This window comes from Streptomyces sp. R-07, from assembly GCF_049913175.1.
GTDB lineage: Bacteria > Actinomycetota > Actinomycetes > Streptomycetales > Streptomycetaceae > Streptomyces.
On the sequence record NZ_CP183978.1, the window covers coordinates 8,358,565 to 8,383,044 of the forward strand.

A 24,480-nucleotide genomic window follows, 5' to 3' on the forward strand; every position below is an offset into this window, starting at 1 on the left:
ATGAGAGCTGTCGGCCGACGGGTTCTTCTCGCCGAGCTCGTCGGTCAGGTCGTGGTTGTGCCCCGGGCGGCCGACATACGGCCCGCTGCGCGTGCCGGGGAGGCGCGTTGCGGATAGCGTCGGTCTGGACCACGGTCGCCGCTCCCGACGAGACGAAAGAAGGCGGTCGCAGTGTCCCGCAATCGCCGCTTGATCCTGAGCCCGCCATCCAGAGTGTGGAGCCTGCTGTCCGAGGGCCATCGCTACGGGGAGTGGGTCTCGGGAACCCAACAGGTCATCACCACCGACCCGCACTGGCCCCAGGTGGGCGCCCGGCTCCGTGTCCGGGTGGGCGTCGGTCCCCTCACCCTCGACGACACCTGCGTCGTCCGCATCTGCGAGCCCGAGCGCCGTCTGGAACTGGAGGCCAAGGCAGAGCCCTTCGGTGCTGCCCGCATTGCCATGAACCTCATTCCCTGGGGTGAGAACACACTCTTCCTTCTCGAGTGGCATCCCTTGCGGGGCCCAGGCACCCGCATGCACGGGCTCCCCGTCGACTACATCGTCTCCATCCGCAACGGCATGATGCTGACGAAACTCGCAAGGATCGCCGTTCAGGAGCAGCACCGCAGCACTGCTGAAGTCCCGTCATAGACCTTCGGCCGGTGATGCATCGCGCATCTCGCGTTTCGGCCCGATCCTTGGCCGGCCCGTCGCGCGTCGGTCCCGATCAACCTGCCCCGGTGCGGCGCACGGGACAGGGAGGGGACGGGGCAGGGCTGCGGCGCGAGTCGAAATACGCGGACACTGCGCAAGGACTTCGGCTCGGCGGACCTCCTGCTGCGGCTCGCTCACCTCAGCCCCCGCCTGCCCACGACCGGCCGGCGCGCGGTCGAGCTGCACCTGTGCTACCTGGACCTCGCCCTGATCGGCCTTCAGAACCCCTCAACGCCGAACGATCAGCCCGTCAGCCCACCCGACTGGACCGAACTGAACGAGCTGTGGAACAGCCCGTGACCGCGCCCGCCCGCCGCTCGCTGATGCATGCGGGCGACGCCGGAGCCCGACGCGAAGGTCCCGGGTGATCAGGTCGGCCGCTCGCGTCGGCCTGTACCCGGAGTCCGTCGGATGCCCTCCCGCCGCGGTCGCCGGGATCCGACGGGCGCGGCCGTCACAGGAGCCGCCCGTGACTCTCTGCTGCGACGGTGTACACCAGCGCCGCGCCGATTCCTGACGTCTGCGGCGGTTGCCCGCGTCACGGCGTCCGGGAGACCTCGGTCATGTGAGTTCCTCGGCGAGCAGGTCCATGAGCAGGCCGTCGTGCCAGGTTCCGTCGGCGCCTCGTTCGTATTTCCGCATGATGCCGACGGGCCGGAAACCGACCTTCGCGTAGCAGCGGATGGCGGCGGCGTTGTCGGCGGCCGGGTCGATGACGAGCCGGTGGAAACCGGCCTCGTGGACGAGGTGCCGGGCGAGGGTTCTCACGGCGTCGGTGCCCAGGCCCCGGCCGTGTACCGCAGGGTCCAGGAAGAGGTCGATGCCGGCGTGCCGGTAGTCGGGCTCTTCCTCGGCGTGCCACTGGATCATGCCGATGATCCGGTCCTGCTGGTAGATCGTCAGGCAGTGGGTGCCGGGATCGGCCAGCTCCTCTGCGACCTCGGCTTCAAGGTCGGGGCCGCCGCGCCAGCGGGCCCGTACCTCGGGGGTGGCGCGAATCGCGGCCAGCCCGGGGACGTCGTGGGTCTCGGAAGGTCGGAGTTCGAGGGCGTTGCCGCACAGCACTGTCATGTCCGGAGCCTACGGTTCCCGGGATGCCGTGACGTGAGGACCCCGGGCCGCCGCGGCGAGCGGCAGGCCAAGGCCGGCGGCGAGGGTCCGCACGACACGGGCCCCGAGGGGCCCAGCCGAGCTCCCAGCGGGACCAGGGACGCGACCCCTGGCACCGGCGTCGCCCCCCAGGCCCCTCCCATGGCGGCAAAGCGCACTGGCCATGCAGGCGCGGCAGCGGCGCGAGCCTTCGGACGGCGCCCGGCCGGCCGTCCCGGCCGTGCGGGAGGACGCGTGGCCGGTCGGTTGTAGGTGGCCGGTGGCCGGTGGCCTGGGCCGTGACGGTCGGTCAGGCCCGCGGGGTGCGTGGCTCCAGCCGGAACTCGAAGCCGAGGATGCCCGGGTCGAGTGCGGTCGCGCCGCCGTCGACGGTGAGCACCGCACCGTTCACGGACGAGGCGGCGGGCGACAGCAGCCAGGCGATGGCCTCCGCGACCTCGTGCGGCTGGCCGGGCCGCCCGGCGGGCAGGGCCCGGGTCACCTCCTCGTACGCCGCCTCCAGACCGTCCCCGTCCAGGCCCGCCTCGTCGGCGAACCGGTTCATCCGGCGGTCCGCCATATCGAACCACACGGCAGGGCGCATCGGTCGGGGGAGCGGAGCCGAGGGCGGGGTCTGGCGCCGGGCACGCGGTCGAGCACTCAGCCGGGGAGGAGAACGGTCCCACGGCCCGCTCGGGGTCCCCACCGGCGGCGAGGCTTCGACGGCAGGGACATCTCGGGGGCCGCGACGAGCCCGCGGCTGCGCCGAGAGCTGAGCCGGGACGTCCAGCTGGTCTGCCAGGACCCCTACGCGCCGCTCAACCCGCGCCGCACGGTGGAGCAGACCCTCGCCGTCTTCGACGCGCCGACCGCGCCCTGCACCAGGGAGCTGCTGGCCGCGTTCCCCCAGCAACTCCCGCCCACGGGCGGCCCCGCCCGGGGCTGGACGACACGAGCGCCGCACCGGTGGGCGACCGGTGCGGCGCTGTGGCGTGTGCGGCCGGAACGCGGACCGCCCCGACGGCTACTTCTGCCAGCCCACGGTCTCCGGCAGCGGGGTGCCGAAGATGGTGGCGCCGACGTTGGCCAGACCGTTCTTGACGCCGTAGATGGACGGTCCGCTGAACAGCGGCAGGTAGCCGTACTGCGCCAGTGCCTTGCGCTCGACGGCGTTGGCCCGGTCGGTCTGCTGGGCCGGGTCGGAGATCGCGGAGACGGCGCGGATCTCCTTGTCGAGTGCGGGGCTGCCGATACTCACGATGTTGGAGCCGCTGTCGGTGCAGTAGAACTCGCACAGGTAGCGGGCACCGAACGGGTCGGGGGAGCGGTTGCCGACGAGGAAGATGTCGAAGCTGCGCTCCGTGAGGATCTTGGCGAAGTCGGCGTCGGTGGAGGTCTTGAGCTCCACCTGGATGCCGACCGGCTTGAGCATCTGCACGAGGGCGCCGGCGGTGGCCTTCTCCAGCGGGTCGCCGCCGCGCAGTGTGTAGGTGACGGTGAGCTTCTTGCCGTCCTTCTCGCGGATGCCGTCACCGCCCGGCTTCCAGCCGGCCGCGTCCAGGGTCTTCCTGGCGCTCTCCGGGTCGTGCTTGATCACGGCGCCGACGTTGTCGGAGTAGCCCTTCTGGAAGCTGAAGAGCAGCAGGGAGCCGGGCAGCGGCTCGCTGTAGTCGCCCAGGCCCTGGAACTGGATCTTGGCGATCTGGGTCCGGTCGATGCTCTCCAGGAGCGCCTTGCGCACCTGGATGTCCTGCAGGTTGGGGGACTTGGCGTTGACGTAGAAGGAGTACGCGAAGGGGCTGCCGCCCTGGCGTATCTCGGTGCCCTGGACGCCGGAGAGGCGCTTCAGGCCCTCCGCGTCGCCGGCCGAGGTGTAGTCGATCTGGCCGTTCTTGAAGGCGTTGGCCGCGGCGTCCGACTCCAGGTTGACGTAGACGCGCTTGTCCAGCTTGCCCTTCTTGCCCCACCACTTGGGGTTGCGCACGAAGGTGAGGTCGCCGCCCTTGGCGTCGAACGCGCCGACGGTGTACGGCCCGGCACCCCACTCGGGGTGGACCTTCTTGACGTAGGCGTCGTTGTAGCCGGCGACGGTGGCGGCCTTGGGGTGCAGGAACGTGGTGAACAGGCTCGACCACCAGGGCGCGGCGCCCTTGAAGTCGATGACGGCCTGCTTGTCGTCCGCGCCGCGCGTGACCGAGGTGATGTGGCTGAAGCCCTCGGTGTCGCTCGCGTTGTACTTCTTGTCCGTGCCGTTGTTCGCCTGCCAGGTCGCCTTGACGGCCGTCCAGTCGATCGGGGTGCCGTCGTTGTACGTGGCCTTGGGGTTGAGGGTGAGGACCACGCGCTGGTTCCCGCCGGTGACGCTCACCTTCACGTCGCTCAGGTAGTCCGGGTTGTACTGCGCCTCACCGGTGGGGGAGTACGTGATGACATCCGGGTTGTACCAGAACCAGACGCGCTTGGCGGTGAGCGTGGCGTTGGCGTTGAACGGGTTGCCCTGGTCGTCGATGGTGCCCGCGGTGGTGTAGGTGCCGCCGTCCTTGACGTTGTCGTAGGGCTGCGGGTTGTAGTCGACCTTCGCCGAGGCCGCGGCGGGGGTCGCCCCCTTCCCGGGGGCCTTGCCGGAGTCCGTGGTGCCGGAGCCGGAGGCGCTGCACGCCGAGACGGCGAGCGCGAGGGCCGCGGTGAGCGCGGCGGTGGGGACGGCGATTCTCGATCGCATGGCGGGGTGGATCCTCATTCCTTCATGGGGTGCGGCGGCACCATGGGGTGCGGTGCCGCCGGGTTGGGGCCCGATGTCAGCGGGCGTGGCAGGCGTGCCGGTGTCCGGAGCCGGGCGTCACCGGGCCGAGGGTGGGCCGTTCCGTACGGCAGCGCTCCCGAGCCGTGTCGTCGAGCAGCCGGTACAGCGGGCAGCGGGCGACGAAGACACAGCCCTGAGGGAGGTTCGACGCGCTCGGCTGCTCGCCTTGGAGCACGATCCGCTCGCGGGAGCGCTCGAGCCGCGGGTCGGGCACCGGGATCGCCGAGAGCAGGGCTTCGGTGTACGGGTGCCGGGGGTTCTCGAAGAGTGCCTCGGTGCTGCCGGTCTCGACGATGTGCCCGAGGTACATGACGGCGATGCGGTCGGCGAAGTGCCGCATCACGGCCAGGTCGTGCGCGACGACCAGGTACGCCAGGCCGAGCTCGCGCTTGAGCCGGGCGAGCAGGTTGACGACGCCCGCCTGTACGGACACGTCCAGGGCCGACACCGGCTCGTCCAGGACCACGATCCGCGGCTGGGTCGCCAGGGCGCGGGCGATCCCGACACGCTGGCGCTGCCCGCCGGAGAGGGCGCCCGGGAAACGGTCCGCGAGCGAGGCGTCGAGGCCCACCAGGCCCAGGAGCTCGGACACCCGGGCCCGGATCGCCGGCCGGTCGACCCCCACGGCCTGCAGCGGCTCGGCGAGCAGCTGGAAGACCGGGAGCCGCGGGTCGAGGGAGCTCATGGGGTCCTGCATGACGATCTGCACCGCGCCGCGGAGCTCCCGCAGCCGCTCGGCGGAGCCGGGGTCGGCGACGTCCGTGCCGGCGACCTCGATCCGGCCGCCCTCCGGCGGCCTGAGCCGCAGGATCTCCAGGAGCGTCGTGGTCTTGCCGCTGCCGGACTCGCCCACCAGACCAAGAGTCTCACCGGCCCGCAGCTCGAACCCGACGTCGCTGACCGCGTGGAGCGTGCCGACGCGGCGCTTGAGGAACGCGCCCTTCGTGACGGGGAAGGTCTTGGTCAGGCCCGACACCTTGAGCACCGTCTCGCCCGGCGCACCGCTTCCGTGCGCGCCGCCCTCGGCGGCGGTGTCGTCCGGAGCCGGGAAGAGCGTGCTCGCCTCCAGTCGGCCGTCGGCGATCTCGTCGGCGCGCAGGCAGGCGACGTGCCCGTGCCCGGCGACGGGAGTCTCGGCGGGCTCGTGCGTCCGGCAACGGTCGAGCACGGCGGGGCACCGGTCGGCGAAGGCGCATCCGGCCGGAAGCGCCACCAGTGACGGGGGTTCGCCCCCGATCGGCACCAGCGGGCGGTCCTTCGGGGCGTCGGGGCGGGGCACCGCGCCCAGCAGACCGATCGTGTACGGCATGGTGGGGCGCCGGAACAGCGCGTCGGCTCCGGCCCGTTCCACGATCCGCCCGGCGTACATCACGGCGACGTCGTCGGCGTACCCGGCGACGACACCGAGGTCGTGCGTGATCAGCACGACCCCCGCGCCGGTCTCGGCCTGCGCGGTCCGCAGCACGTCCAGGATCTGCGCCTGCACGGTGACGTCGAGGGCGGTGGTGGGCTCGTCGGCCACGATGACGGACGGGGCGTTGGCCATGGCCAGGGCGATGACGACGCGCTGGCGCATCCCTCCGGAGAACTCGTGCGGGAACGAACGTGCCCTGCGCTGCGGTTCGGGGATGCCGACCAGGTCGAGGAGTTCCACCGCGCGCTTCCACGCGGCCTGCTTCGTCAGGTCCTGGTGGACGCGCAGCGCGTCGGACAGCAGACGGCCCACCGAGAAGATCGGGGTCAGTGCGGACAGCGGGTCCTGGAAGACCATGCCGATGTACTTGCCGCGCACCCGGGACAGCTGGGCGTCGTTCAGACCGACCAGGTCGCGTCCGCCGAGCAGCACCTCGCCCGACACCCGGGCGGTCGGCGGCAGCAGCCCCATGACGCCCATCGCCGTCGCCGACTTGCCCGACCCGGACTCGCCGACGATGCCCAGCGTCCGGCCGGGCAGCAGGTCGAAGTCGATGCCGCGCACGGCCTCGACGGCACCCGCCTCGGACGGGAAGGAGATCCGCAGGTCCCGCACCGACAGGACCGGGGAGGGCCCGGTGCCGTGCGACGGCGACTCGGGGGCGGGCAGGAGGGTGAACGTCATCGCGCGCCTCCCGAGGCCGCCGATACGGAGGTGGGGTCGAGGGCGTCGCGCAGCCCGTCGCCGACGAGCGTCATCGACACCGTGAGCAGCACGACGAGGCCGGCGGGGAACGCGAACAGCCACGGGGCGCTGGTGATGCTGCCGGAGCCGTCGGCGAGCATGGTGCCCAGCGACACGTCCGGGGTCTGGACCCCGAAACCGAGGAACGAGAGGGCCGTCTCGCTGAGCACGGTGGCGACGACCCCGAGGGTCAGGTTGACCACGAGCAGGGACCCCAGGTTCGGGATGATGTGCCGCAGCACGATGTGCCACGGCCGCACCCCCATGAACTCGGCGGCCAGCACATAGTCGCGCTCGCGCAGCGAGGTGGACAGCGACCAGACGACGCGGGCCGTGGTCATCCAGCCGAAGACGGTGAGCACGAGGATCAGCACCCGCCAGTCGCCCGCGAGGCGGTGCGATACCAGCGCGAGGATCAGGAACGACGGGACCACCAGCAGGAAGTGGATGACCACCAGGGTCAGCTTCTCCACCCGGCCGCCGAGGTACGCGGCGCCCGCGCCGATCACCGCGGCCAGCACCATCGTCAGCACCGACACGCTCACCGCGATCACCAGCGAACGCTGCAGACCGTGCACCGCCTCGGCGTACACGTCGTTCCCGCCCTGGTTGGTGCCGAAGTAGTGGGCCGCGCTCGGCGGCTGGGTGAGCGCGGTGAAGTCCGCGTCGGTGTACGCGAACGGGGTGAGGAGACCGCCGAGCACGCTGAACAGCACCAGGAGCACGAAGAGCGCCACACCGAGCAGGGCCGCGCGATTGCGGGCGAACCGGCGCAGGTACAGCCGCCCGGCGCCGGGGGCACGGGGCTCGGGCGGGGAGGTCACGAGGGCGGTCATGTCAGCTCACCCGCACCCGGGGGTCGAGGAGGACGACGGCGATGTCGGCGAGGATCGCGCCGACCGCGGTCATGGCCGCGCCGAACGCCGCCACCGCGACGGCGCCGTGCACGTCGTTCTTGCCGATGGTCTGGATGAAGTACTGGCCCATGCCGTTCCAGCCGAAGACGGTCTCGGTGATGACCGCGCCCGTGAAGATGGCGGGGATGCCGAACGCCACGGAGGTGGCGGTCGGGATCAGCGAGGCGCGCAGCGCGTGCCGTCGGATCGCCTGGGAGCGGGTCAGCCCGGTGGCGCGCGCGGTGCGCACGAAGTCCGAGCCGATGGCGTCGAGCAGCAGCGTGCGCTGTGTCAGGTGATAGCCCACGTACCCCAGCAGGGTCAGGCTCAGCGTCGGCAGGACGAGGTGCTGCACCCGGTCGACCACCGTCGGCAGCAGGCCCTCGACGGTCGGGGACTGCTCCCCGGCCACGTACAGGAAGCGCAGCCCGAGGCTCTGGTTGAGCCAGATCCCGACGAGGACCACGCCCAACGCGGCGACGGCGGTGGGGATGTTGAACAGGAACACCGACACCAGCTGCGTGATCCGGTCCCACCAGCCGTACTGCCGCGACGCCGTGGACACGCTCAGACCGACCCCGATCAGCACCGAGAGGAGCGTGGCGGCGGTGACCAGCTGCCCGCTCACCAGCACCCGGAACCCGATCTCGGAGTTCACCGGCGCCCCGACCGGGGACTTCCCCCAGTCGAAGTGCAGCACGACGTCACCGAACCACTGCCACCACCGCTCCACCAGGGGCACCCGCGGGTCCAGGTTGTAGGGCGCCAGCGCCTGGTCGATCTCCGCCTCGGAGCGCACCGGGCGCGTGTCCTTGTAGTTGGACCTCGGGTCGAGGAACCAGGCGGCGAGTACGTACGTGACGTTGGTGGCGACCACGATCATGGCCAGCCAGCCGGCCGTCCTGCGCATCACGTGGCGGAGCATGACCCCGCCTTCCCGCGCGCCGCGGTGACGGAGGCGTGACGAGGTGCGGCGGGGGAGGCCGTTCGGGGGGCCGGCGGGTGTGTGCCGGTTCTGCGCATGCTCGACGTGGCTTTCTGAGGGGCGGACACGCGCGGCCGATCGGGCGGCGCGGTGCGGACGACGTGACGCCGGACCCCGGTTCCCCTCTGAATCGGAGGGGAACGAGACCCGGTTTCGCATCATCTTGTGCCGCGATCCGCTCCCCTGGAAGCAATCACAGGTGGCTGACATGCGATTGAAAGGCGCACGTCACAATCGCCCGCTCGCGCTCCTACTGGGCCGTCCCTACCACCTCCGTCCCGCCCAGCACGATCGGTACCGGGCCCGGCCGTCAGAAGGCGGTTCGGGGTGCCCGTGCCGTCGGCGGGGGTCGTGTAGAGGCCGGCGCCGTAGCCGCCCGGGAGCGAGTGGGCGACCGGGTGGCCGTCCAGCCAGACCGCCTGGTCGCCGACGCTGCGACGGTCGGCGAGCGGGGTCTCGCGCAGCGTGGCCAGGTCCAGGGGGGGACAGCCGCCGGGGCGCGTCGGCGGGTGCGCCCGGGACGCGCTTCTTGTAGACGCTCCGGGTCTCGTCGGGGGAGAGCGACGGGCACTCGACGTTCTGGTGGAGGCAGTGACGGTGCGCGCGCCGAGGTCTCCCCGCGCGAGGTAGGTCTGATGACCCGTGGAAGCGCACAGCCCCACTGCCGCCATCGCAGCCCGAGCGAAGTCGCCGGACCCAGGCCGGCTTCGGGTGCCTGACCAGGTTGCACTGGCGGGCATGGTTTACGTGCTGCGCAGGGGTGTGGCCTGGCGGGATGGACCCGCACCGGGGGTGGGCTGTTCCGGCGTGACCGCCTGGCGCCGCCTGCGGGACTGGACCGACGCCGGTGTCTGGCCCCGGATGCACACCGAACTCCTCGTCGAACTACGCAAGGCGGGCCTGCTGAAGATGGACGACTGCAACGTCGGCGGCGGCTCCCATGTCAGGGCCCTCAAGGGGGGGAACATGTCGGGCCATCGCCGGTCGACCGCGGTCGCCCCGGCTCCAGACATCACCTGATCGTCGACCGGCACGGAACCCGCTTGTCGTGTCCGTGACGGGCGGACCGGAGTTCCGCGGCGGGGCGGGCGGCGTGTTCACCGAGCCCGGTGACCACGCGCCGGGACGCTCGCGAGGCGGGTTCACCGCCAAGCTGCACCTGGCCGTCTTCACCTGCCGGCGGCATGGCGGCTCCGATGAGAGCAAGAATCTTCGGCTCGTCCACTCGGAATGCCATCGCCGGCACCACTCAGGCGATGGCGACCGGAAAAGCGCAGGACCTGTGGAGTCTTCGGGCTTGCTTGAGCCGTGATGCCCGGAAACAGGCACGTCCGGTTCCGAGGGGGCCGGGTCACGGCGACGTGACCCGGCTACCCGACCGCCACCGGGCTGCGGCTACCCGCTACGACAAGCTCGCGGTCCGCTACGAGGCGACCCTCCTCATCGCAGCCGTCGAGGTGTTCGGGCCACGCCGAATCGTCTCGATCGGCCGGCTCGGCCCGGCCAGCCTGGAACGCAGCGACGCTGCCCGCGCCTTTCGAAGCGGACAGCACGGCAGACAAGGAGCACATCGTGAAGCGCATGCTCACCGCACTGGCAGGAACGGTCCTTCTGGGAGCCGGTCTCTTCGGGGCGCCGGGCGCCGCAGCGGCCGAGACGACCGCAGGAGCCACCGCGGCGAACACCTGCGACCCGGGCTACTACTGCGTGTACTGGGACGCCAACTACGAGGGCCGGGAGTACCTGTTCGGCGGGAACAACTCCAGCTGGGCCAGCTGGGCGATCTTCAACGACGACTCGTCGTCCTGGAACGGCGGTACGTCGGGCATGGGCGTCATCCTTTACGGCGACGAGGGCTACAGCCGCCCCCTGGGATGCCTGCCGGCCGGCCGGGGCTGGACCCAGCACCGCCCCAACGACGACGGTGAAGGCAACAAGTGGACCTGGAGCTGCTGACACCGCTCCCCTGCCCCACCCTGACGGTCCCCGAGCGGCCCACGCCGCTCGGGGACCGTCCTCGAGCCGACGACGAGGTGCCCCGCATGTTCCGGTCCCGCCTGCCGCGCCGTACGGCCCTCCTGCTCGGAGGGACGACCGTGCTGCTTCTCCTGGCCTCCTGCACGCCGTCCGACGACCGCCCGGCCCCTGGGGCGTCGTCACGAGCGACGAGATCAACGGTGACCTCACCGGTGTACGGTTCCGCACCCGACCCCCGGAGCGACCCCAAAGGCGACCCGGCGGAACAGCGGCTCCTGTTCGAGGCCCAGGAACGCCTGGTCGCCGCCTGCATGCGCGGTCGCGGCCGGCCGTACCAACCCCTGGCCTGGCACGCGCCAGAGCCGGGCGACGGCGACGACACCCAGGGGGACGATGTCGCGGCGCGCCGGCGCGAGGGGTACGGCGGCCCCTCGGTGATCAGGCCGGCACGGGCCGCGGACCCCAACGGCGACTACGTGCGGACACTGCCCCCGGACGAGGCGAAGGCCTACGGCGCGGCACTGTTCGGGACACCATCCCACCGGATCGAGGTGAACCTCGCCGACGGCGTGGCCTTCATGAACGCGGACGGCTGCGTCGCGCACGCCGAGCGGCAGCTGTACGGCGACCTGACCCTGTGGCTGAAGGCCCAGATGACCGTGATGAACCTGGCCGGCGAGGTCAGCCGCAAGGCGGCCGACGACAACCGTGCCGCGCGGACCCTGCCCCTGTGGCGCGACTGCATGAAGGCCCGTGGATTCCCCTACAGGGACCCGGCGGAATCACGAGCGGCGGTGTTCTCCGCGTACGAGGCCGTCACCGGCGGGCCCGGCGCTCGGCCTGAGGACCTTGACCGGCTCAGGCGCCGGGAGATCGCCGTCGCCGTCGCCGACGCAACATGCGACGCCCGCGCCGGCCGTGCGCGTACCCTGCGCGGCCTCGAAGCCCAGTACCGACGCCAGGTCACCCAGGAACACGCCGAGCAGATCGCGAGCTACCGCACACTGCGTGAGCAGGCCGCAGCCCGACTGGCAGGGCGCTGAGCCTTCCGCGCCCGTCGTCAGCTCGTCGTCATCGGCGGCACGTAGCCCCTTCGGCTCTTCCCCGCAGAGCCGACCGCCCCTTCGGCCGTCGGCTCGATCCCTACTGGCCCGCGCGCCCACTCTCGACGAGGATGGCCGTCGAGCGCAGGACGACGGCAGCACCGGCAGAGGCCGGTCGGGCTTCGGGAGATGGCGACGACGTGCCGTTACGCATTCACTTCACCGTGGGGGATCTCGCGCGCACCCGCATCGCCGACGGGCCTGCACCCTGCATCGAGCTGAGCACCGCGGCACGGCAACTGCAGGAACGCACGCATCTGGTACGGCTCGGGGCCTGGCGCCACCGCACCCTGTCAGCCCTGCATCCCGCCTCGCGCATGGTCTTCGCGCTCATGCCAAGTCGCGGGCGGACAACGGACTTCCTGAGCGGCGCGAACGGCGCGACACCCACCGAGCTGCTCGAACAGATCCGTTCCACGCCCCGCAGCCGCTTACGGGCCAGCCTGGAGCACACGGCTCAGCACCAGCCCCTGCCCTCATGGGCCCACCGGCTGCCCGACGACCCGCTGCTACTGGAGCAGTTGTGCGACAGCCTGGAGCACGTGGCCGGCCACGCCCTCAACCCTCATTGGCAGGAGATCCAAGCCATGACGGCGGCCGACGCCGCGATGCGTTCCCGCCAGATGCTCAGCGGCGGCGTCGAGACCCTTCTCGCCCGCATCAACCCGCGGCGGGTCCGCTGGCGGGCGCCCGTGCTGGAGATCGCGATGGTCTCCGGTCTGGACGCCGACGTGCACCTGGCCGGACAGGGGATGCTGCTCCAGCCGTCGGTGTTCGCCGTCGAGGCCCCGATCGTCGACCTCGACGCGGTGCCGCAACCCGTCCTCACCTATCCGGTGGCTCAGCTCCAGGAGGGCACGCCCACGCCGCTGTTCGCGGCTTTCCCGTCCGGCGGTGGCCGGGCGGCGCCGGCGGTCGACGTGGTCGGATCCATGCTGGGCCACACCCGGGCTGCGGTGCTCAGCACCATCGCCCGTCATCCGGGCTGCTCGACCCAGCAACTCGCCGCGCTCGTCGGCATCGCCAAGGCCAGCGCCAGCGAGCACGCCACGACACTGCGCAACGCGGGCCTGATCGACACCCACCGGGACCGTCGGACGACCGCCCATGTCGCCACCCCCACGGGCATCGCGGTGCTTAACGCGCCCTCCGGACGGCCCTGACCTGCCTGGCTAAGGGCTGTCCTGTAGATGATCTCCGAGTTCGTCGCTGAGGTGGCTGGGGAGCCGGAGGGCCTGCTGATCGGGTACGACTCGGTACGCAGCTGCTCTGCGACGTCCGGGTCGGTGCCCAGTTCGGCCGCGGCGTCGGGGAGTGCCGTCAGGGCCGCTTCGGTGGCGGTGGTCTGGGCCAGGTGAAGTTCTCGGTCTCCGTCCGTGTCATCTGGGAGCCGTGCCCAGCGTGCCACCCCGGGCAGGACGAGTCCCTGGACCACCAGGGTGACAACCACGACGCCGGCGGTGACGAAGACGATCGTGTCACGATCAGGAAAGGGCGCACCCGAGTCGACCGTGTACGGCACGGAGAGGCAAGGGCCGGAGAGACCGCGCCCCGGAAGCCCGCGAGGGCGCTGACGACGCGTACGCGGGGTCCCATGCGACGTTCGCGCTGTTGCGGTCCCCGGTCCCCGATGCGGATCGTGTACACCGAGACGACGAGGAACGCGTAGCGGACGACGACCAGCGCCACGACGACCGCCGCCACCAGGACGAGAGCGCTGCCCAGGCCCGCGGCGGACAGGCCACGTACGGCCGCCTGTGCCTCCAGGCCGACGAGGACGAACAGGGCGCCGTTGAGCAGGTACATCGCGAGCGACCCAGAACGCCTGGGTCTGGAGGCGGGCGTCCGCCTGGCCCAGGCTCGGTCCGGCCTGGCTCATGATCAGCCCGCACACCACCACGGCGAGCACCCCGGATGCGTCGACGAGTTCGGCGAGCAGGTAGGCGGCGAAGGGCAGCAGGGTGATCGCGAGGTTGCCGAGGAGGGCGTCGTCCAGGTGACGGAGCCGACGGCGGAGTTGGATGCCCAGCCACGCCGTGACGACTCCGGCCGCGATGCTTCCCCCCGTACGAGAGCAGCAGCTTGCCCCCGACGTGCGGGACGCTGAGGTGTTCGGCGGTGACGGTGACACCGACGGCCAGGCTGTAGATGACGAGGGCCGTGCCGTCGTTGATCAGGCTCTCGGCGCGCAGCAGAGTGACGTTGCGGCGCGGCAGGAGTCGTGCGACCACTCCGACGGCGGTGGCGTCTGTCGGGGCGACGGCCGCCCCAAGGACCCGGGCCGGGCCCCACGGTAGTCCGAGGGCGTGGGCGACGGCCGCCACCGCCCACGCGGTGACGGCGACGAGCACTGTGCCGGTGAGCACGATGCCGCGCAGGTCCCGGCGGATCGCCCGCAGCGAGGTCGTCACGCTCTCCCAGTACAGGAGCACCGGGAGGAAGACGAGCAGCAGGACGTCGGGCGGCAGCTCCGTCTCCCGTGGCCAGGGCACGAATCCCAGCAGCACGCCCCCCGCCGGCTGGAGCACCGGGGTCGACCCTCTCCTCGGCGGTCCCGCTCTATAGCTCCGCGGAAGGTTTGTGGGGTGCCCCGTGACAGCGCAGCCCGTCCTGCCACGGCACGGCCCGTCCTTCCCCGCACTCGCGGCCTGCCACACGCTGCTCATGAACGTTTTCTCGCCTCCGGCACCCGAGGTGGAAGAACCCGTCATGAGCAGACTCTCCGGTTGTCCCGGCCTCCGCGCTCGGCGCCGACGGACGGCCTTCGCGCCCAGGGACGCCCAGAGGCCCGCCCGTGAAGCGGCGGTCCAAAGCGCGTCCCGGACAACGGTCCGGAAGGAAGAGGGGGGTGTGGTCTCTCGGCCGGGCTCAGTCCAACTCGCGCCCCTCCGTCTCCGGCAGCGGGATCGCGACCAGGAGCGTCACCACCAGGAAAGCAGTGATGAAGAGCACCGTGCTGGAGAAGCCGGTGGCACGCGCGAGCAGGAAGCCGACAACCGAGGGGGCGAACGTGGTCGCGGCGAGTTGGGCGGCGGTCGCCCACGAGTAGCCGGTGCCGCGCAGCGCGGTCGGGTAGAACTCGCCGTTCCAGGTGTTCCAGACGCCCCACGCGCCCAGGCTGAAGAAGGCGAGAGCGAAGTTCGCGATGTAGAGCTCGGTCAGCGTGCCCGAGTAGGCGAAGGCGACGCCCGCGACGGCAGCGGCCGCGACGTAGGGCAGGAAGACCTTCTTACGTCCGAAGCGCGCGGTCAGCAGCGAGGCCGACACGTACCCGGGGATCATGAACAGGGCGCTCAGGGCCACGAACCCCAGGCTGCTGGACAGGCTGAGACCCTTCTCCTGAAGCAGCGTCGGCAGCCAGGTCTGCAGGCCCCAGTAGCCCCAGTTGAACGCGAAGTTCAGCACCAGCATCAGCACGGTGATGCGGGCCAGTCCACCGCGGAAGAGCTCCAGCGGCTTGCCGGCCTTCTCCTCGTGCTCGGAGTGGGCGAACCTCGTTCCGTCGGGCACCTGTGCCCCCAGTCGCAGCAGCACGCGACGGGCGTCGTCGTGCCGGCCCTGCGCCACGAGCCAGTAGGGGGACTCGGGCACCCAGGCGCGGATCGCGAGGACCCAGAGGCACGCGAGCCCGCTCGCGATCACCACGACACGCCAGCCGAGCCCGTGCAGCGCCTGCGTCGCACCCACGGCCGCGAGCACACCGATCGGCCAGCCGATCGAGAGATAGACGGCGGCCTTGCCGCGCAGTCGCGTCGGCATCAGTTCCAGGAAGTAGGGGAACGTCATCGTGTACACCCCGGCGAGCGCCAGGCCGGAGAGGACACGTCCTGCCATCAGCACGCCGAAGTTCGGCGCGAACGCCGTGAGCATGGCTGCCACGCCGTAGCCGGCAAGGCTCCAGACGCACACTCCCCGGCGGCCCACCCGGTCCGAGACCGGGCCCCAGACCAGTGCGCCGGGGATCATGCCGAGCGCGACGGCCGACAGCGCCCAGCCGATCCGGCCGCTGTCGACGTGGAACGCGGTGCCGAGGTCGTCGGAGATGTAGACGAGAGCCAGCTGCTCCCAGGACTCGATCACGAAGGCGATGAACAGCGCTGCGATGATCCCGACGTGCACACGGCCGAAGGCCATCCGCTCGAAGAACGCACCGACCTGCTGCGGAGCGTCGACCGGACGGACATCGTCGGTCTCCGCACCCGGGCCACCTGCTCTGGCGGACACTGCGTCCATGAATACCTCGTCTCCCAATGGGCGATCACGCCGAACCGGCTCGGCGATTGACCGGCACAGTAGACAGACCCGCTCGTCGGCAACCTGTGCCGATCGCACAGTCGGCTCGGTCGTGACCGTGCGGAGAGACCAGGCACTGACAAGAACGTCCCGCGCTTCGAACGGCTGCCCCGGTATCTCGGTGCCGAGGTCGACAGCCGTGGGACCGAGGCGACCTCGGGGGCGGGCGGTTGCCTCTGCCCGCAGGAGGTGTCCGAGCCGGGCCACCAAGAGAAGACCGTCACCGCCTTCGTCAGCGATTGCAGGGTAACCCGGACAGGGTGCGGTGCCGGTGCCGTCACAGACCTCCCCAGAACACCGTGTGCCAGGAAGCTGCTCCGGACGCCCCGCGCGACGCGCAGTGCCGGCGGCACTGCCGGGTCCTGGCGGGGCGTGCGTCGCGCACGACCCCGCCGGACATCGGATCCCTAGCATGGGCCCGATCTCCCGCCCCGGTCGCCGCCGAGCAGGGAGGGCCGGGTGACGCCGGGGCTCCGCACGGCGGCGGGGCCGTCGGAGCGGGGTGGCACGGCGCGGGCGGAGGGACCAGCATGAAGTGCGTGAGGCTTGGAGTCGACGTCGGCCGGTGTACGACCGTGGCGGTCCTCGTCCGATCCGACGGCACGATCGCGGATCATGCTGTCGTCGCCACCAGGGCCGCCTACGCCAGCAGCCTGGACGCGGTGCTCGTCGGCCTGCCGCGCCCGCTGCTGGGCTCGGTGGCCGCCGTGGGCGTGACGACGGCGGAGCTGTCCGCGCGCCCGACCGGTCTGGCCGGTGTGGCGGCCCTGCGGATCTCCCCTCCGTGCCATCCCGCGTTGGCGCCCTTGGCGGGCTGGCCCGAGGCCCTGGCCGCCGCCGTGGGGTCGGTGGTCGCGATCGTCGACGGAGGTGCTTCGCTGACCGGGCTGCACCTGGAGCCCCTGGCACGTGACGATGTCGCTCGTTTCGCCGCGCGAGCCGCTGAGCAGGGCGTCACCGCGTTCGCGGTGACGGCGGCCGGGGCGGTCACCCGTCCCGAGATCGAAGCGGCCGCGGCGGAGATCATCGTCGAGACGGTCCCAGGTGCCCGTATCAGTCTCTCCCGGGACATCGGCCGTATCGGGCTGCGGGAACGCGAGAACGCGACGGTCGTCAACGCGGCCCTTCGGGACGAAGCCACGCGCGTCGTGGACGAGACCCGCCGCTCCCTGGCCGCCGTGGGGGTCGCGGCCCCACTGTTCTTCGGCCGTGACACCGGCGGTCGGGTGTCGGCCGAGTACTTCCGCCGCTTCCCGGTCATCGCGAGCGACTCCACGACCGCCGCCGTCCTGCGCGGCGCCGCCCGCTACGCCGCGGCGCAGCGCGCCGTCGTCCTCGACATGGCGGCGGAACACGTCAGGTGCGGGACCGTCGACGACTCCGAGATCACGGTCCGCGACAGCCGTTCGGGACCGGGTGGCATCCGGCTGGGAGTGGACGCCCCGGAGATCGAGACGCTGTCCTTCGACAGCCGCGGCGGCTCCGCGGCCGCGGTTCCTGCGGAGCTGCTGCGACAGGCACGCGAAGACATCGGCCGCCTGGTCGCTCGCGTCAGGGAGCGGACTCCCGGCGCCCCCGTGATCGCCGCCGGCGGTGCCGCCTGGATGCTGCCGGAGACGACCTTGGAACCCTGGCAGCAGCAGACCGCCGCGGCGTACGAGGCGGCGGCCTCCGACATCGCCGCCGAGGTGGCGCAGGTCGCCGTGGCCGCAGGCAGGACAGAGCTGGAGCGCGTTGTGGAATCCGTGAGCGGCAGAGCTCTGGCGGCAGTGATCGCGGCCGGGGCGAAGCCCGTCAGCGCCCGTATCGGCAGCGTCGCCCACGCGCCGGTGTCGTATCTGCCCGGTGGCGTCCACCGCATCCGTGTCCGCGCGGTCGGCACCGCCGGCGAGGAGGCGGAATGACACCGCAGACGCCGGGCGACGCGTACCTGGACGCCGAAGACGTCGACGCGCTGGCCGAGGGATCGACCGTCCTGGCCGAAGGATCGGAGGAGTCGGCCCTTGCCGTCGCCCGTGACTGGGCCCGGGCAGCGGTCCGGGAACGGGGACGCGTCCCTCTCCTCGCACCGTCCCGGCTGCCGGCGGATCTGGCGTGTGCCACCGTGACGCTCGTCGGGTCCTCGGCTGCCCTGGCCGAACAGCTCCCGTCCGGACGGGAGGCCGCGAGCGCCCTCGAGGCCCTTACCCGCTGCACCGGGCGACGGCCCGACGCCCTCGTCGCTCTGAACAGTGCGGCCGAGAACGCGATGCTCGCGGCGGCAGCGGCGGCCGACTCGGGTACCTCCCTCGTGGACGGCGATGCCTGTGGCCGGGTGTTTCCCCTGCTTGAGCAGACCACGTTCACGCTGGACGGCCATGCGCCGCTGCCGTTGGCCATGACGACCTCCACCGGTGACGTCGTCGTCATCGAGCACGCGGGCACCCGCATCGAGAATCTCGTGCGGCCGCTCGTCATGGCGGCCGGAGGGTGGGCGCTGGTGGTCTGCTACCCCATGCCGGGTGACGCGGTGGCGCGGGGCGCGGTGCCCGGTTCGTTCACCCGATTGCTGGCCGCGGGACGCGCCACCGGAGCGGCCCGCTTCGCCCCCTGGCGACCGCGCGCCCTGTGCCGGGGACGGATCGCCGCCGTCGAACACCCCGAGCATGCGCTTGCCAGAGGCCCGGCCGGGTTCACCGGCCGCCAGGGCGCCCTGCCCTCACGCCGGACCAGCGTCGTCGTCACCGAGACCGAAGGACTGCGCCGTCATGTCCGGCTGGAGGCCCAGAACGAGATCCTGCTGGTCCTGGCCGACGGCGCCGTCATCGCCGAGTCTCCCGACCAGATCCTCACCCTGTCAGCCGCCGACCGGCGAGTGCTGGGAGTCGAGCATCTCGCCCCCGGCGTTCAGGTCGAGGTCGTCGCCATCGACGCCCACCCCGCCTGGCACACCCCGGAAGGCCTCGCTCTCGCGGCCGAGGGAGTAGTGCCGGCACCGATGAGTCCGGCTCGTTCAGCCGGCCCCACGAGAGGTACCCGAAGGTGAACCGCCCCGCTTCCGCCGCCCTGACCGTGGCCGAGCTGGCGCACGGGCCGCTGCCCGGCGTGCGCATCATCGGAGCCGCAGGCACGGGCGGCGAGGTTCACGACGTCCGCATCGTCGACCAGCTCGACGCCCTCGACACCCTGCGCCCGCACACCGCCGTCGTGCTCGCCGGGACCGTCGCCCGTACGGGCTGGACGGTGGAGATGGCGCTCCGCAAGGCGTGGGAACACGCGGCCGCCTGTGTCGTCGTGCCGGACCTCGCGACCGACGAGGAGTCGGTGGGAACGCTCGCCGAACGGCTGGCCGTCCCTCTGCTCCTGACCTCCGAGGACACGCTGGCCGCCGCCGTACGGATCGCTTCCGCCGTCGCGCGCCCGGAAGCCGGTCGTACGGCGCTGCTGGCTCGTGCCGCGCAGGAACTGGCCGACGCGGGCCCGCGCGCGGACGCCGTGCTCTCCACGCTCCACGCGGTGCTCTCCGCCACCACCGTGGCGCTGACCGACGGCGCGGGCAACCTGCTCGCCGGCCGCCGTGCGGCACTCGACGCCTCGAAGGACCGTTCCTCACCGCCCCCGGTGACCAGGGTGACCGTCGAGGTCCCCGGCCCGGACCGCCGTGTCCTGGGACGCCTGGTGGCGACCGTGCGAGGGGACGCACCGGGCTGGCCAGGGACCGTCGAGGACGTCCTGAGGCTCGCCGTGGCCCCTCTGACCGCCTGGGCGGCCGAGCGACGCCTGTTGGCGGACCGCGACAGCCGCTTCGCCGGAGCACTGCTGCGCCGCCTTCTCGCCGACGGCGCACCGGACCCCGCCCTGCGCGCCGAAGCGGTCGCCCTGGGGTGGCCGGTCTCCGGTCCGCTCGTCGCCTTCGCGATCCGGCAGGCCGGTGAATCCGACACCGACCGCAGCGACATCGACGCGGCACTGCGCGCCGTGTGGCCGTCGCGCGGCCACGGGCCGCTCGTCGTCCACGACGACACGTGGGTGGCGTGGCAGGGGCCCCGTACCCCGGCCCGGCAGCCCGGGGACGAGGGGACCGAGGGCGAGGAGACCAGGGCGGAGGAGGAATCACGCCTGCGCCAGGCGGTCAAGGACGTGCGGAAGGTCGTGACGGTGCTGGCCGGCTACGCGCCGCTGGCCGCGGCCGTCGCCGGTCCGGGAGGGGACCTCGCCGAGCTGACGCCGTTGCTGGAATCGGCGGACGCCGCCGCGCAGGTCGCGGCGGCGGCAGGCGCGGGCACCGTCGTCCGGGCCGATCAGCTGGGTCCCGCGCAGATGCTGGCCGCGGTACCGGCCGCGCAACTGCGCGGCACCGCCGAGGCGGTCATGGCACGGCTGCTCGCCGTCGATCCCGACGGGAGCCTGCGGCAGACGCTCACGGCCGTCCTGGACACCGGAGCGGCGCCGTCCGCCGCGGCGGTGCGCCTGGGTGTGCACCGCAACACGGTCGCGGCCCGCATGGACAGGATCCGCGCGCTGGGCTACGACATCGACGATCCGCAGCAGCGCCTCGCACTGCATCTGGCCTGCCACGTGCTCGGCACGCCCCCGCACTGAGCGCAAGGCCCGCTCCCCTCGTGGGCGCGGGGGAGCGGCCTCCTGCGGGCGAGGTCAGACGAGGCCGTACGCGGTGCGCGCCCAGTCGTCGCTGACCAGGCCCTCGCGGACGTCCTCGACGACCGCCGCGCGCGGACGCTCGGCCGCGGGACCGAAGCCGCCGCCCCCGCCGCTCTCGCAGCGCAGGACGTCCCCTGCCCGTACGTCGACCGCGTTGGCCTTCAGCAGGGTGCGCTGGCGCGGCGTTCCGGGGTTGAGCCGTACGAGCGGAGGAGCGCCGTCGGCGCCGTCGAACAGACCCCAGGCCGGGGTGGTGGAGCGTTCCCACCACAGCGAGAGCTTCTGATCGGCCTCGAAGCGGTATTCGCGGATGACGCCGTTGCCGCCCCGGGTGCGGCCCGGGCCCCCGGAGTCGGGCCGGATGGCGTACTGGGTGACGCGGACGGGGAAGAGCGTCTCCAGGACTTCGACGGGCATGTCCCGCAGCGATCCGTTGACGTTGTTGATCAGGCAGCTCTCGCCGTCGTCGGTGCGCCAAGCCCCCCATCCGCCGACCGTGGCCTCCTGGGAGACGAACGGGCGGCCGCTTCGCGGGTCTGTCCCGGTGAACTGAACGATCATGGAATCGCCGTAGCTCGCGGCCGCCGCCTTGTCGGGCAGCGCGGCAGCGAGGGCCTTGACGACGAGATCGATGATCAGACCGAGATGGGAGTAGTAGTACTGGCAGGCAGCGGGTTCGACCGCAGCCACCATGGTTCCGGGCCTGGTGACGACGTCCAGCGGCTTGAACGAGCCGCCGTTCAGCGGGACGTCGCCGCTGACCAGCAGTTTGTACGCGACGCGGCAGGCCGCCACGGTCTGCGCCGCGCCGCAGTTGACCGGGCCGGTGGCCTGTTCGGCGCAGTCGGTCAGGTCGACGGCCATGCGATCACCGGAGACGGTCACCCGCACGGTCACCGGCAGCGGGGTGCTCAGGTCGATCCCGTCGTTGTCGAGACAGCCACTCGCCTCGTAGACACCGTCCGGCAGGACCGCGATCCGTTGCCGCTCCATCTGCTCGGTCTGGGCGAACACGGCGTCCCGTGCCGCCAGCACGGTCTCCAGGCCCCAGCGTCCGACGATCTCGGTCAGTCGCTGTGCGCCGGTACGAGCACATGCGACCTGGGCACGCATGTCGCCCAGCGTCGGTTCGGGGAACCGCACATTGCGCGCGATCAGGGAGTGCACCTGATCGCAGGGCTCACCGTCCTCGTAGATCTTGATCGGTCCCAGACGCAGGCCCTCCTGGTAGATGGAGGTGGAGTCCATCGACCCGCCCGGGTCCTTGGAGCCCATGTCGATCCAGTGCGCCCGGGAGGCGGCGAACCCGATCAGCGCGGGTGCCTCGTCGGGCTCCGCGGGCTCGGAGAAGATCGGCGCGTACACGGTGACGTCGTTGAGGTGGGTGCCACCGATGTAGGAGTCGTTGAGGACCCATACGTCGCCCGGCTGCCACACGTCACGGCCGTGGACGCGCTCGGTGGCCCGAGTGCACTCCTCCAGATTGCCCAGGAAGATCGGCAGGCCGGAGGACTGACCCAGGACGTTGTGCTCGTGGTCGAGCAGGGCGACCGCGCAGTCCTTGGCCTCGTAGATCGTCGGTGTGTAGGACGAGCGGATCAGGGTGGTGTTCATGTCCTCGGCGGCCTGCAGCAGGGCGCAGCGGATGATTTCCGTGGTGACCGGGTCGATGGCGCTCATGCCGATGCTCCAACCGTGATGACGAGGAATCCGTTCGCGTCCACCAGTGCGGAGGAGCCGGGGGGCAGGACCGTGGTGGAGGTGTCCTCCACCACGACGGCGGGTCCGGCGAGCCGGTGGCCGGCGGGAAGGTGCTCACGGCGCAGGATGGCCGTCTCATGCACCTGGCCGTCGAAGACGACCTGGCGGATCGAGGCGTCCCGGGAGGGGGCCGCCTCGGTCGGGTACGGGCCGGGCGCGATCCGGGACAGCCCACCCAGCCCCGTGGTGCGCAGCGTCACGAACTCCACGGGCGCGTGCGGAGTGGCGTGGCCGTAGCGGGCCTCGTGCAGCTGCGCGAAACGCTCGGCGATCTCGGCGGCGAATCCCTCGCCGAGCGGCTCGTCCGATCCGGACAGAGGCACGGGCAGCGTGTAGTCCTGGCCCTCGTAGCGCATGTCGACGCTGTGCTCGACACGGCAGTCCGCGGCCGGAACGCCCTGGTCGGCGAGCTCCGCCAGTGCCTCCCGCGCCAGCTCGGCCAGCGCACCGGACATCGCCGCACCGTCGAGCGCCGCGCCGGAGACGAAGAACTGGCGCGACAGATCGCGACGCACGTCGGTGCCGAGCATCCCCCAGGCGGAGAAGGCACCGGGCATACGGGGAATGACCACTTCGCCGATCCCCAGTTCGCGGGCGATGGCCACGGCGTGCAGGGGACCGGCACCACCGAAGGCGAGCATGGTGAACTCACGCGGTTCGAGACCGTGCTCGACGGTGAGCGTACGGATCGCCTGCGCCATTTTGGCGTTGGCGACGTCGCAGATCCCGTCGGCGAGTTCGGTCGCGCTCATGGCCAGCTCGTCAGCGAGCTTGCCCACCGCGCGCCGCGCCGCGTCGACGTCGAGCGTCATCCGGCCGCCCGCGAACCACTCGGGGTCGACCCGCCCCAGGACGGCGTTGGCGTCCGTCACGGTCGGCTGCGTACCGCCGCGTCCGTAGCAGGCCGGGCCGGGCGTGGCGCCCGCCGACTCCGGACCGACCCGAAGGCCGCCGGCCTCCGAGTACGCGATGGAGCCGCCGCCCGCGCCGATGGTGTGCAGGTTGACCAGGGGCATCAGGACGGGGAAACCGTCGGCCGTGCCCTCGCTGGAGATGTCCGGGCGTCCGTCGAGGACGAGGGACACGTCGAACGACGTGCCGCCCATGTCGACGCACACCGCGTTGCGACGCCCCAGCGTCGCGGTCACGGCGGCCGCGCCCATCGTGCCGCCGACCGGTCCGGACAGCAGCGTGTGCAGGGGACTGCGCCGGGCGAAGGCGGCGTTGACGATGCCGCCCGAGGACTGCATGACCTGTACGGGGACGGTCAGGCCCCGTTCGGCGAACCGCTCCTCGATGTGGCTCAGGTAGCGGCGTACGACCGGGCCGGTGTAGGCCTCCAGCACCGTGGTGGACGTGCGCTCGTACTCGCGCCATTCCCGGGCGACCTGGTGGGAGAGGACCACCATGGTGTTCTCTCCGAGCTCCTCGGCCAGGATGGCGCCCGACCGCAGTTCGTGTTCCGGGTTGACGTGGGCGAACAGGAAGCAGACCGCGACGACGTCGTAGCCCTCGGCACGCGCCTTCCGGGCGGCCTGCCGCACGGCGTCCTCGTCCAGCGGCTCGACCTCGGTGCCGCGCCAGTCCAGGCGGCCGGCCGCTTCCACGGTCGCGGACCGGTCCACGAGCGGCGTGGGCTTGCGGTAGTGCAACTCGAACATGTCGTTCCGGTTGCCGCGGGCGATGTGCAGGACGTCGCGCATACCGGCGGTCGTCAGGAGCAGCACCTTCGCACCCTTGCGCTCAAGGAGCGCATTGAGTCCCTGGGTCGTGCCGTGCACGAAGAAGGAGATGCGCTGCGGGGAATCGACCTCAAGCGAAAGCGCGGAGAACACGCCCTCTGCCAGATCACCTGGTGTGGTCGGTGCCTTCGAGGCATGGAAAGTGCCGCGGTCTTCGTCATAGGCGACGACATCGGTGAACGTTCCACCGATGTCCATGGCCACTCGAAAAGTCATTGTGCCTCCCGGCTTCTCACAGGAACTGGCAGGGACGCTAGCCACGCGGCGTCGACGCGTCGTGTGCGTCTCGCACCCTCCCGGCGCGTGCGGCAGTGCACGGCGCACAGCCGGCTCCGC

At 71.8% G+C, this 24,480-nt stretch carries 15 protein-coding genes and 5 pseudogenes; 8 read left to right on the forward strand and 12 right to left on the reverse strand.

The features are described 5' to 3' along the window. Nucleotides 1-171 precede the first annotated feature (171 nt). The gene (locus tag ACN9M0_RS38135; RefSeq protein WP_366040159.1) at nucleotides 172-633 is read left to right on the forward strand and encodes an SRPBCC family protein; all 462 of its coding nucleotides are present in this window, start codon (nucleotides 172-174) and stop codon (nucleotides 631-633) included. A gap of 624 nt (nucleotides 634-1,257) precedes the next feature. On the opposite strand, the gene ACN9M0_RS38140 is transcribed toward ACN9M0_RS38135, so the two are convergent. The 7 genes and pseudogenes from ACN9M0_RS38140 to ACN9M0_RS38170 all read right to left on the reverse strand — a co-directional run. Beyond that, the gene (locus ACN9M0_RS38140; protein ID WP_366040160.1) at nucleotides 1,258-1,767 is read right to left on the reverse strand and encodes a GNAT family N-acetyltransferase; all 510 of its coding nucleotides are present in this window, start codon (nucleotides 1,765-1,767) and stop codon (nucleotides 1,258-1,260) included. Between the two features lie 328 nt (nucleotides 1,768-2,095). Further along, nucleotides 2,096-2,368, reverse strand: a pseudogene (locus ACN9M0_RS38145) (SDR family oxidoreductase); the annotation flags it as partial. Nucleotides 2,369-2,809: 441 nt separating this feature from the next. After that, a complete protein-coding gene (locus ACN9M0_RS38150; protein ID WP_366039802.1) occupies nucleotides 2,810-4,507 on the reverse strand; it encodes an ABC transporter family substrate-binding protein in 1,698 nt (565 codons plus the stop codon). A 76-nt stretch (nucleotides 4,508-4,583) separates the two neighbouring features. After that, nucleotides 4,584-6,686, reverse strand: coding sequence for an ABC transporter ATP-binding protein (locus tag ACN9M0_RS38155; RefSeq protein ID WP_366039803.1), 2,103 nt, complete (start codon nucleotides 6,684-6,686; stop codon nucleotides 4,584-4,586). Then, entirely contained in the window at nucleotides 6,683-7,582 is a 900-nt protein-coding gene (locus ACN9M0_RS38160) for an ABC transporter permease (protein WP_366039804.1), read from the reverse strand. Before ACN9M0_RS38160 ends, ACN9M0_RS38155 begins: the two co-directional genes overlap by 4 nt. A gap of 1 nt (nucleotide 7,583) precedes the next feature. After that, on the reverse strand, nucleotides 7,584-8,567 hold the full coding sequence (locus tag ACN9M0_RS38165; protein ID WP_366039805.1) for an ABC transporter permease: 984 nt from the start codon (nucleotides 8,565-8,567) through the stop codon (nucleotides 7,584-7,586). Nucleotides 8,568-8,932: 365 nt separating this feature from the next. Then, nucleotides 8,933-9,274, reverse strand: a pseudogene (locus tag ACN9M0_RS38170) (TolB-like translocation protein); the annotation flags it as partial. A 14-nt stretch (nucleotides 9,275-9,288) separates the two neighbouring features. On the opposite strand from ACN9M0_RS38170, the pseudogene ACN9M0_RS38175 reads away from it, so the two are divergent. The 4 genes and pseudogenes from ACN9M0_RS38175 to ACN9M0_RS38190 all read left to right on the forward strand — a co-directional run. After that, nucleotides 9,289-9,693, forward strand: a pseudogene (locus ACN9M0_RS38175) (transposase); the annotation flags it as partial. A gap of 515 nt (nucleotides 9,694-10,208) precedes the next feature. Then, the gene (locus ACN9M0_RS38180) at nucleotides 10,209-10,583 is read left to right on the forward strand and encodes a peptidase inhibitor family I36 protein (RefSeq protein ID WP_366039859.1); all 375 of its coding nucleotides are present in this window, start codon (nucleotides 10,209-10,211) and stop codon (nucleotides 10,581-10,583) included. A gap of 86 nt (nucleotides 10,584-10,669) precedes the next feature. Continuing rightward, nucleotides 10,670-11,647, forward strand: a complete 978-nt coding sequence (locus ACN9M0_RS38185) for a hypothetical protein (RefSeq protein ID WP_366039806.1) — start codon at nucleotides 10,670-10,672, stop codon at nucleotides 11,645-11,647. Nucleotides 11,648-11,778: 131 nt separating this feature from the next. Beyond that, the gene (locus tag ACN9M0_RS38190; protein ID WP_366039807.1) at nucleotides 11,779-12,870 is read left to right on the forward strand and encodes a MarR family winged helix-turn-helix transcriptional regulator; all 1,092 of its coding nucleotides are present in this window, start codon (nucleotides 11,779-11,781) and stop codon (nucleotides 12,868-12,870) included. A 755-nt stretch (nucleotides 12,871-13,625) separates the two neighbouring features. On the opposite strand, the pseudogene ACN9M0_RS38195 reads toward ACN9M0_RS38190, so the two are convergent. The 3 genes and pseudogenes from ACN9M0_RS38195 to ACN9M0_RS38205 form a co-directional block, all read right to left on the reverse strand. Continuing rightward, a pseudogene (locus ACN9M0_RS38195) lies at nucleotides 13,626-13,838 on the reverse strand (hypothetical protein); the annotation flags it as partial. Nucleotides 13,839-13,884: 46 nt separating this feature from the next. Then, nucleotides 13,885-14,418: pseudogene (locus ACN9M0_RS38200) on the reverse strand (cation:proton antiporter); the annotation flags it as partial. A gap of 157 nt (nucleotides 14,419-14,575) precedes the next feature. Beyond that, nucleotides 14,576-15,940 (reverse strand): MFS transporter, encoded by a 1,365-nt coding sequence (locus ACN9M0_RS38205; protein ID WP_366039808.1) that lies wholly within the window; start codon nucleotides 15,938-15,940, stop codon nucleotides 14,576-14,578. A gap of 599 nt (nucleotides 15,941-16,539) precedes the next feature. Here ACN9M0_RS38205 and ACN9M0_RS38210 point away from each other — a divergent pair. From ACN9M0_RS38210 to ACN9M0_RS38220, 3 genes are read left to right on the forward strand one after another with little or no spacing between them, the layout of a single operon-like run. Further along, nucleotides 16,540-17,904 carry a hydantoinase/oxoprolinase family protein gene (locus ACN9M0_RS38210; RefSeq protein ID WP_426405148.1) on the forward strand — a complete coding sequence of 455 codons (1,365 nt, stop codon included), beginning with the start codon at nucleotides 16,540-16,542 and terminating at the stop codon, nucleotides 17,902-17,904. Then, nucleotides 17,901-19,025, forward strand: coding sequence for a DUF917 domain-containing protein (locus tag ACN9M0_RS38215; protein ID WP_366039810.1), 1,125 nt, complete (start codon nucleotides 17,901-17,903; stop codon nucleotides 19,023-19,025). Before ACN9M0_RS38210 ends, ACN9M0_RS38215 begins: the two co-directional genes overlap by 4 nt. Beyond that, the gene (locus ACN9M0_RS38220) at nucleotides 19,022-20,581 is read left to right on the forward strand and encodes a PucR family transcriptional regulator (protein ID WP_366039812.1); all 1,560 of its coding nucleotides are present in this window, start codon (nucleotides 19,022-19,024) and stop codon (nucleotides 20,579-20,581) included. Before ACN9M0_RS38215 ends, ACN9M0_RS38220 begins: the two co-directional genes overlap by 4 nt. A gap of 54 nt (nucleotides 20,582-20,635) precedes the next feature. Here the strand turns inward: ACN9M0_RS38220 and ACN9M0_RS38225 are convergent, their stop codons facing one another. Together ACN9M0_RS38225 and ACN9M0_RS38230 are read right to left on the reverse strand one after the other, a co-directional pair. Further along, nucleotides 20,636-22,321: a hydantoinase B/oxoprolinase family protein gene (locus tag ACN9M0_RS38225; RefSeq protein ID WP_366039813.1), complete on the reverse strand. Its 1,686-nt coding sequence runs from the start codon at nucleotides 22,319-22,321 to the stop codon at nucleotides 20,636-20,638. After that, nucleotides 22,318-24,360 (reverse strand): hydantoinase/oxoprolinase family protein, encoded by a 2,043-nt coding sequence (locus ACN9M0_RS38230; RefSeq protein ID WP_426405149.1) that lies wholly within the window; start codon nucleotides 24,358-24,360, stop codon nucleotides 22,318-22,320. Before ACN9M0_RS38230 ends, ACN9M0_RS38225 begins: the two co-directional genes overlap by 4 nt. Nucleotides 24,361-24,480: the final 120 nt, after the last annotated feature.

Coding starts and splice junctions, on each gene's coding strand:
- ACN9M0_RS38140 (WP_366040160.1), bottom strand. CDS start 1,767: ATGACAGTGCTGTGCGGCAACGCCCTCGAACTCCGACCTTCCGAGACC.
- ACN9M0_RS38150 (WP_366039802.1), bottom strand. CDS start 4,507: ATGCGATCGAGAATCGCCGTCCCCACCGCCGCGCTCACCGCGGCCCTC.
- ACN9M0_RS38155 (WP_366039803.1), bottom strand. CDS start 6,686: ATGACGTTCACCCTCCTGCCCGCCCCCGAGTCGCCGTCGCACGGCACC.
- ACN9M0_RS38160 (WP_366039804.1), bottom strand. CDS start 7,582: ATGACCGCCCTCGTGACCTCCCCGCCCGAGCCCCGTGCCCCCGGCGCC.
- ACN9M0_RS38165 (WP_366039805.1), bottom strand. CDS start 8,567: ATGCTCCGCCACGTGATGCGCAGGACGGCCGGCTGGCTGGCCATGATC.
- ACN9M0_RS38180 (WP_366039859.1), top strand. CDS start 10,209: ATGCTCACCGCACTGGCAGGAACGGTCCTTCTGGGAGCCGGTCTCTTC.
- ACN9M0_RS38185 (WP_366039806.1), top strand. CDS start 10,670: ATGTTCCGGTCCCGCCTGCCGCGCCGTACGGCCCTCCTGCTCGGAGGG.
- ACN9M0_RS38190 (WP_366039807.1), top strand. CDS start 11,779: ATGGCCGTCGAGCGCAGGACGACGGCAGCACCGGCAGAGGCCGGTCGG.
- ACN9M0_RS38205 (WP_366039808.1), bottom strand. CDS start 15,940: ATGGACGCAGTGTCCGCCAGAGCAGGTGGCCCGGGTGCGGAGACCGAC.
- ACN9M0_RS38215 (WP_366039810.1), top strand. CDS start 17,901: ATGACACCGCAGACGCCGGGCGACGCGTACCTGGACGCCGAAGACGTC.
- ACN9M0_RS38225 (WP_366039813.1), bottom strand. CDS start 22,321: ATGAGCGCCATCGACCCGGTCACCACGGAAATCATCCGCTGCGCCCTG.
- ACN9M0_RS38230 (WP_426405149.1), bottom strand. CDS start 24,360: ATGACTTTTCGAGTGGCCATGGACATCGGTGGAACGTTCACCGATGTC.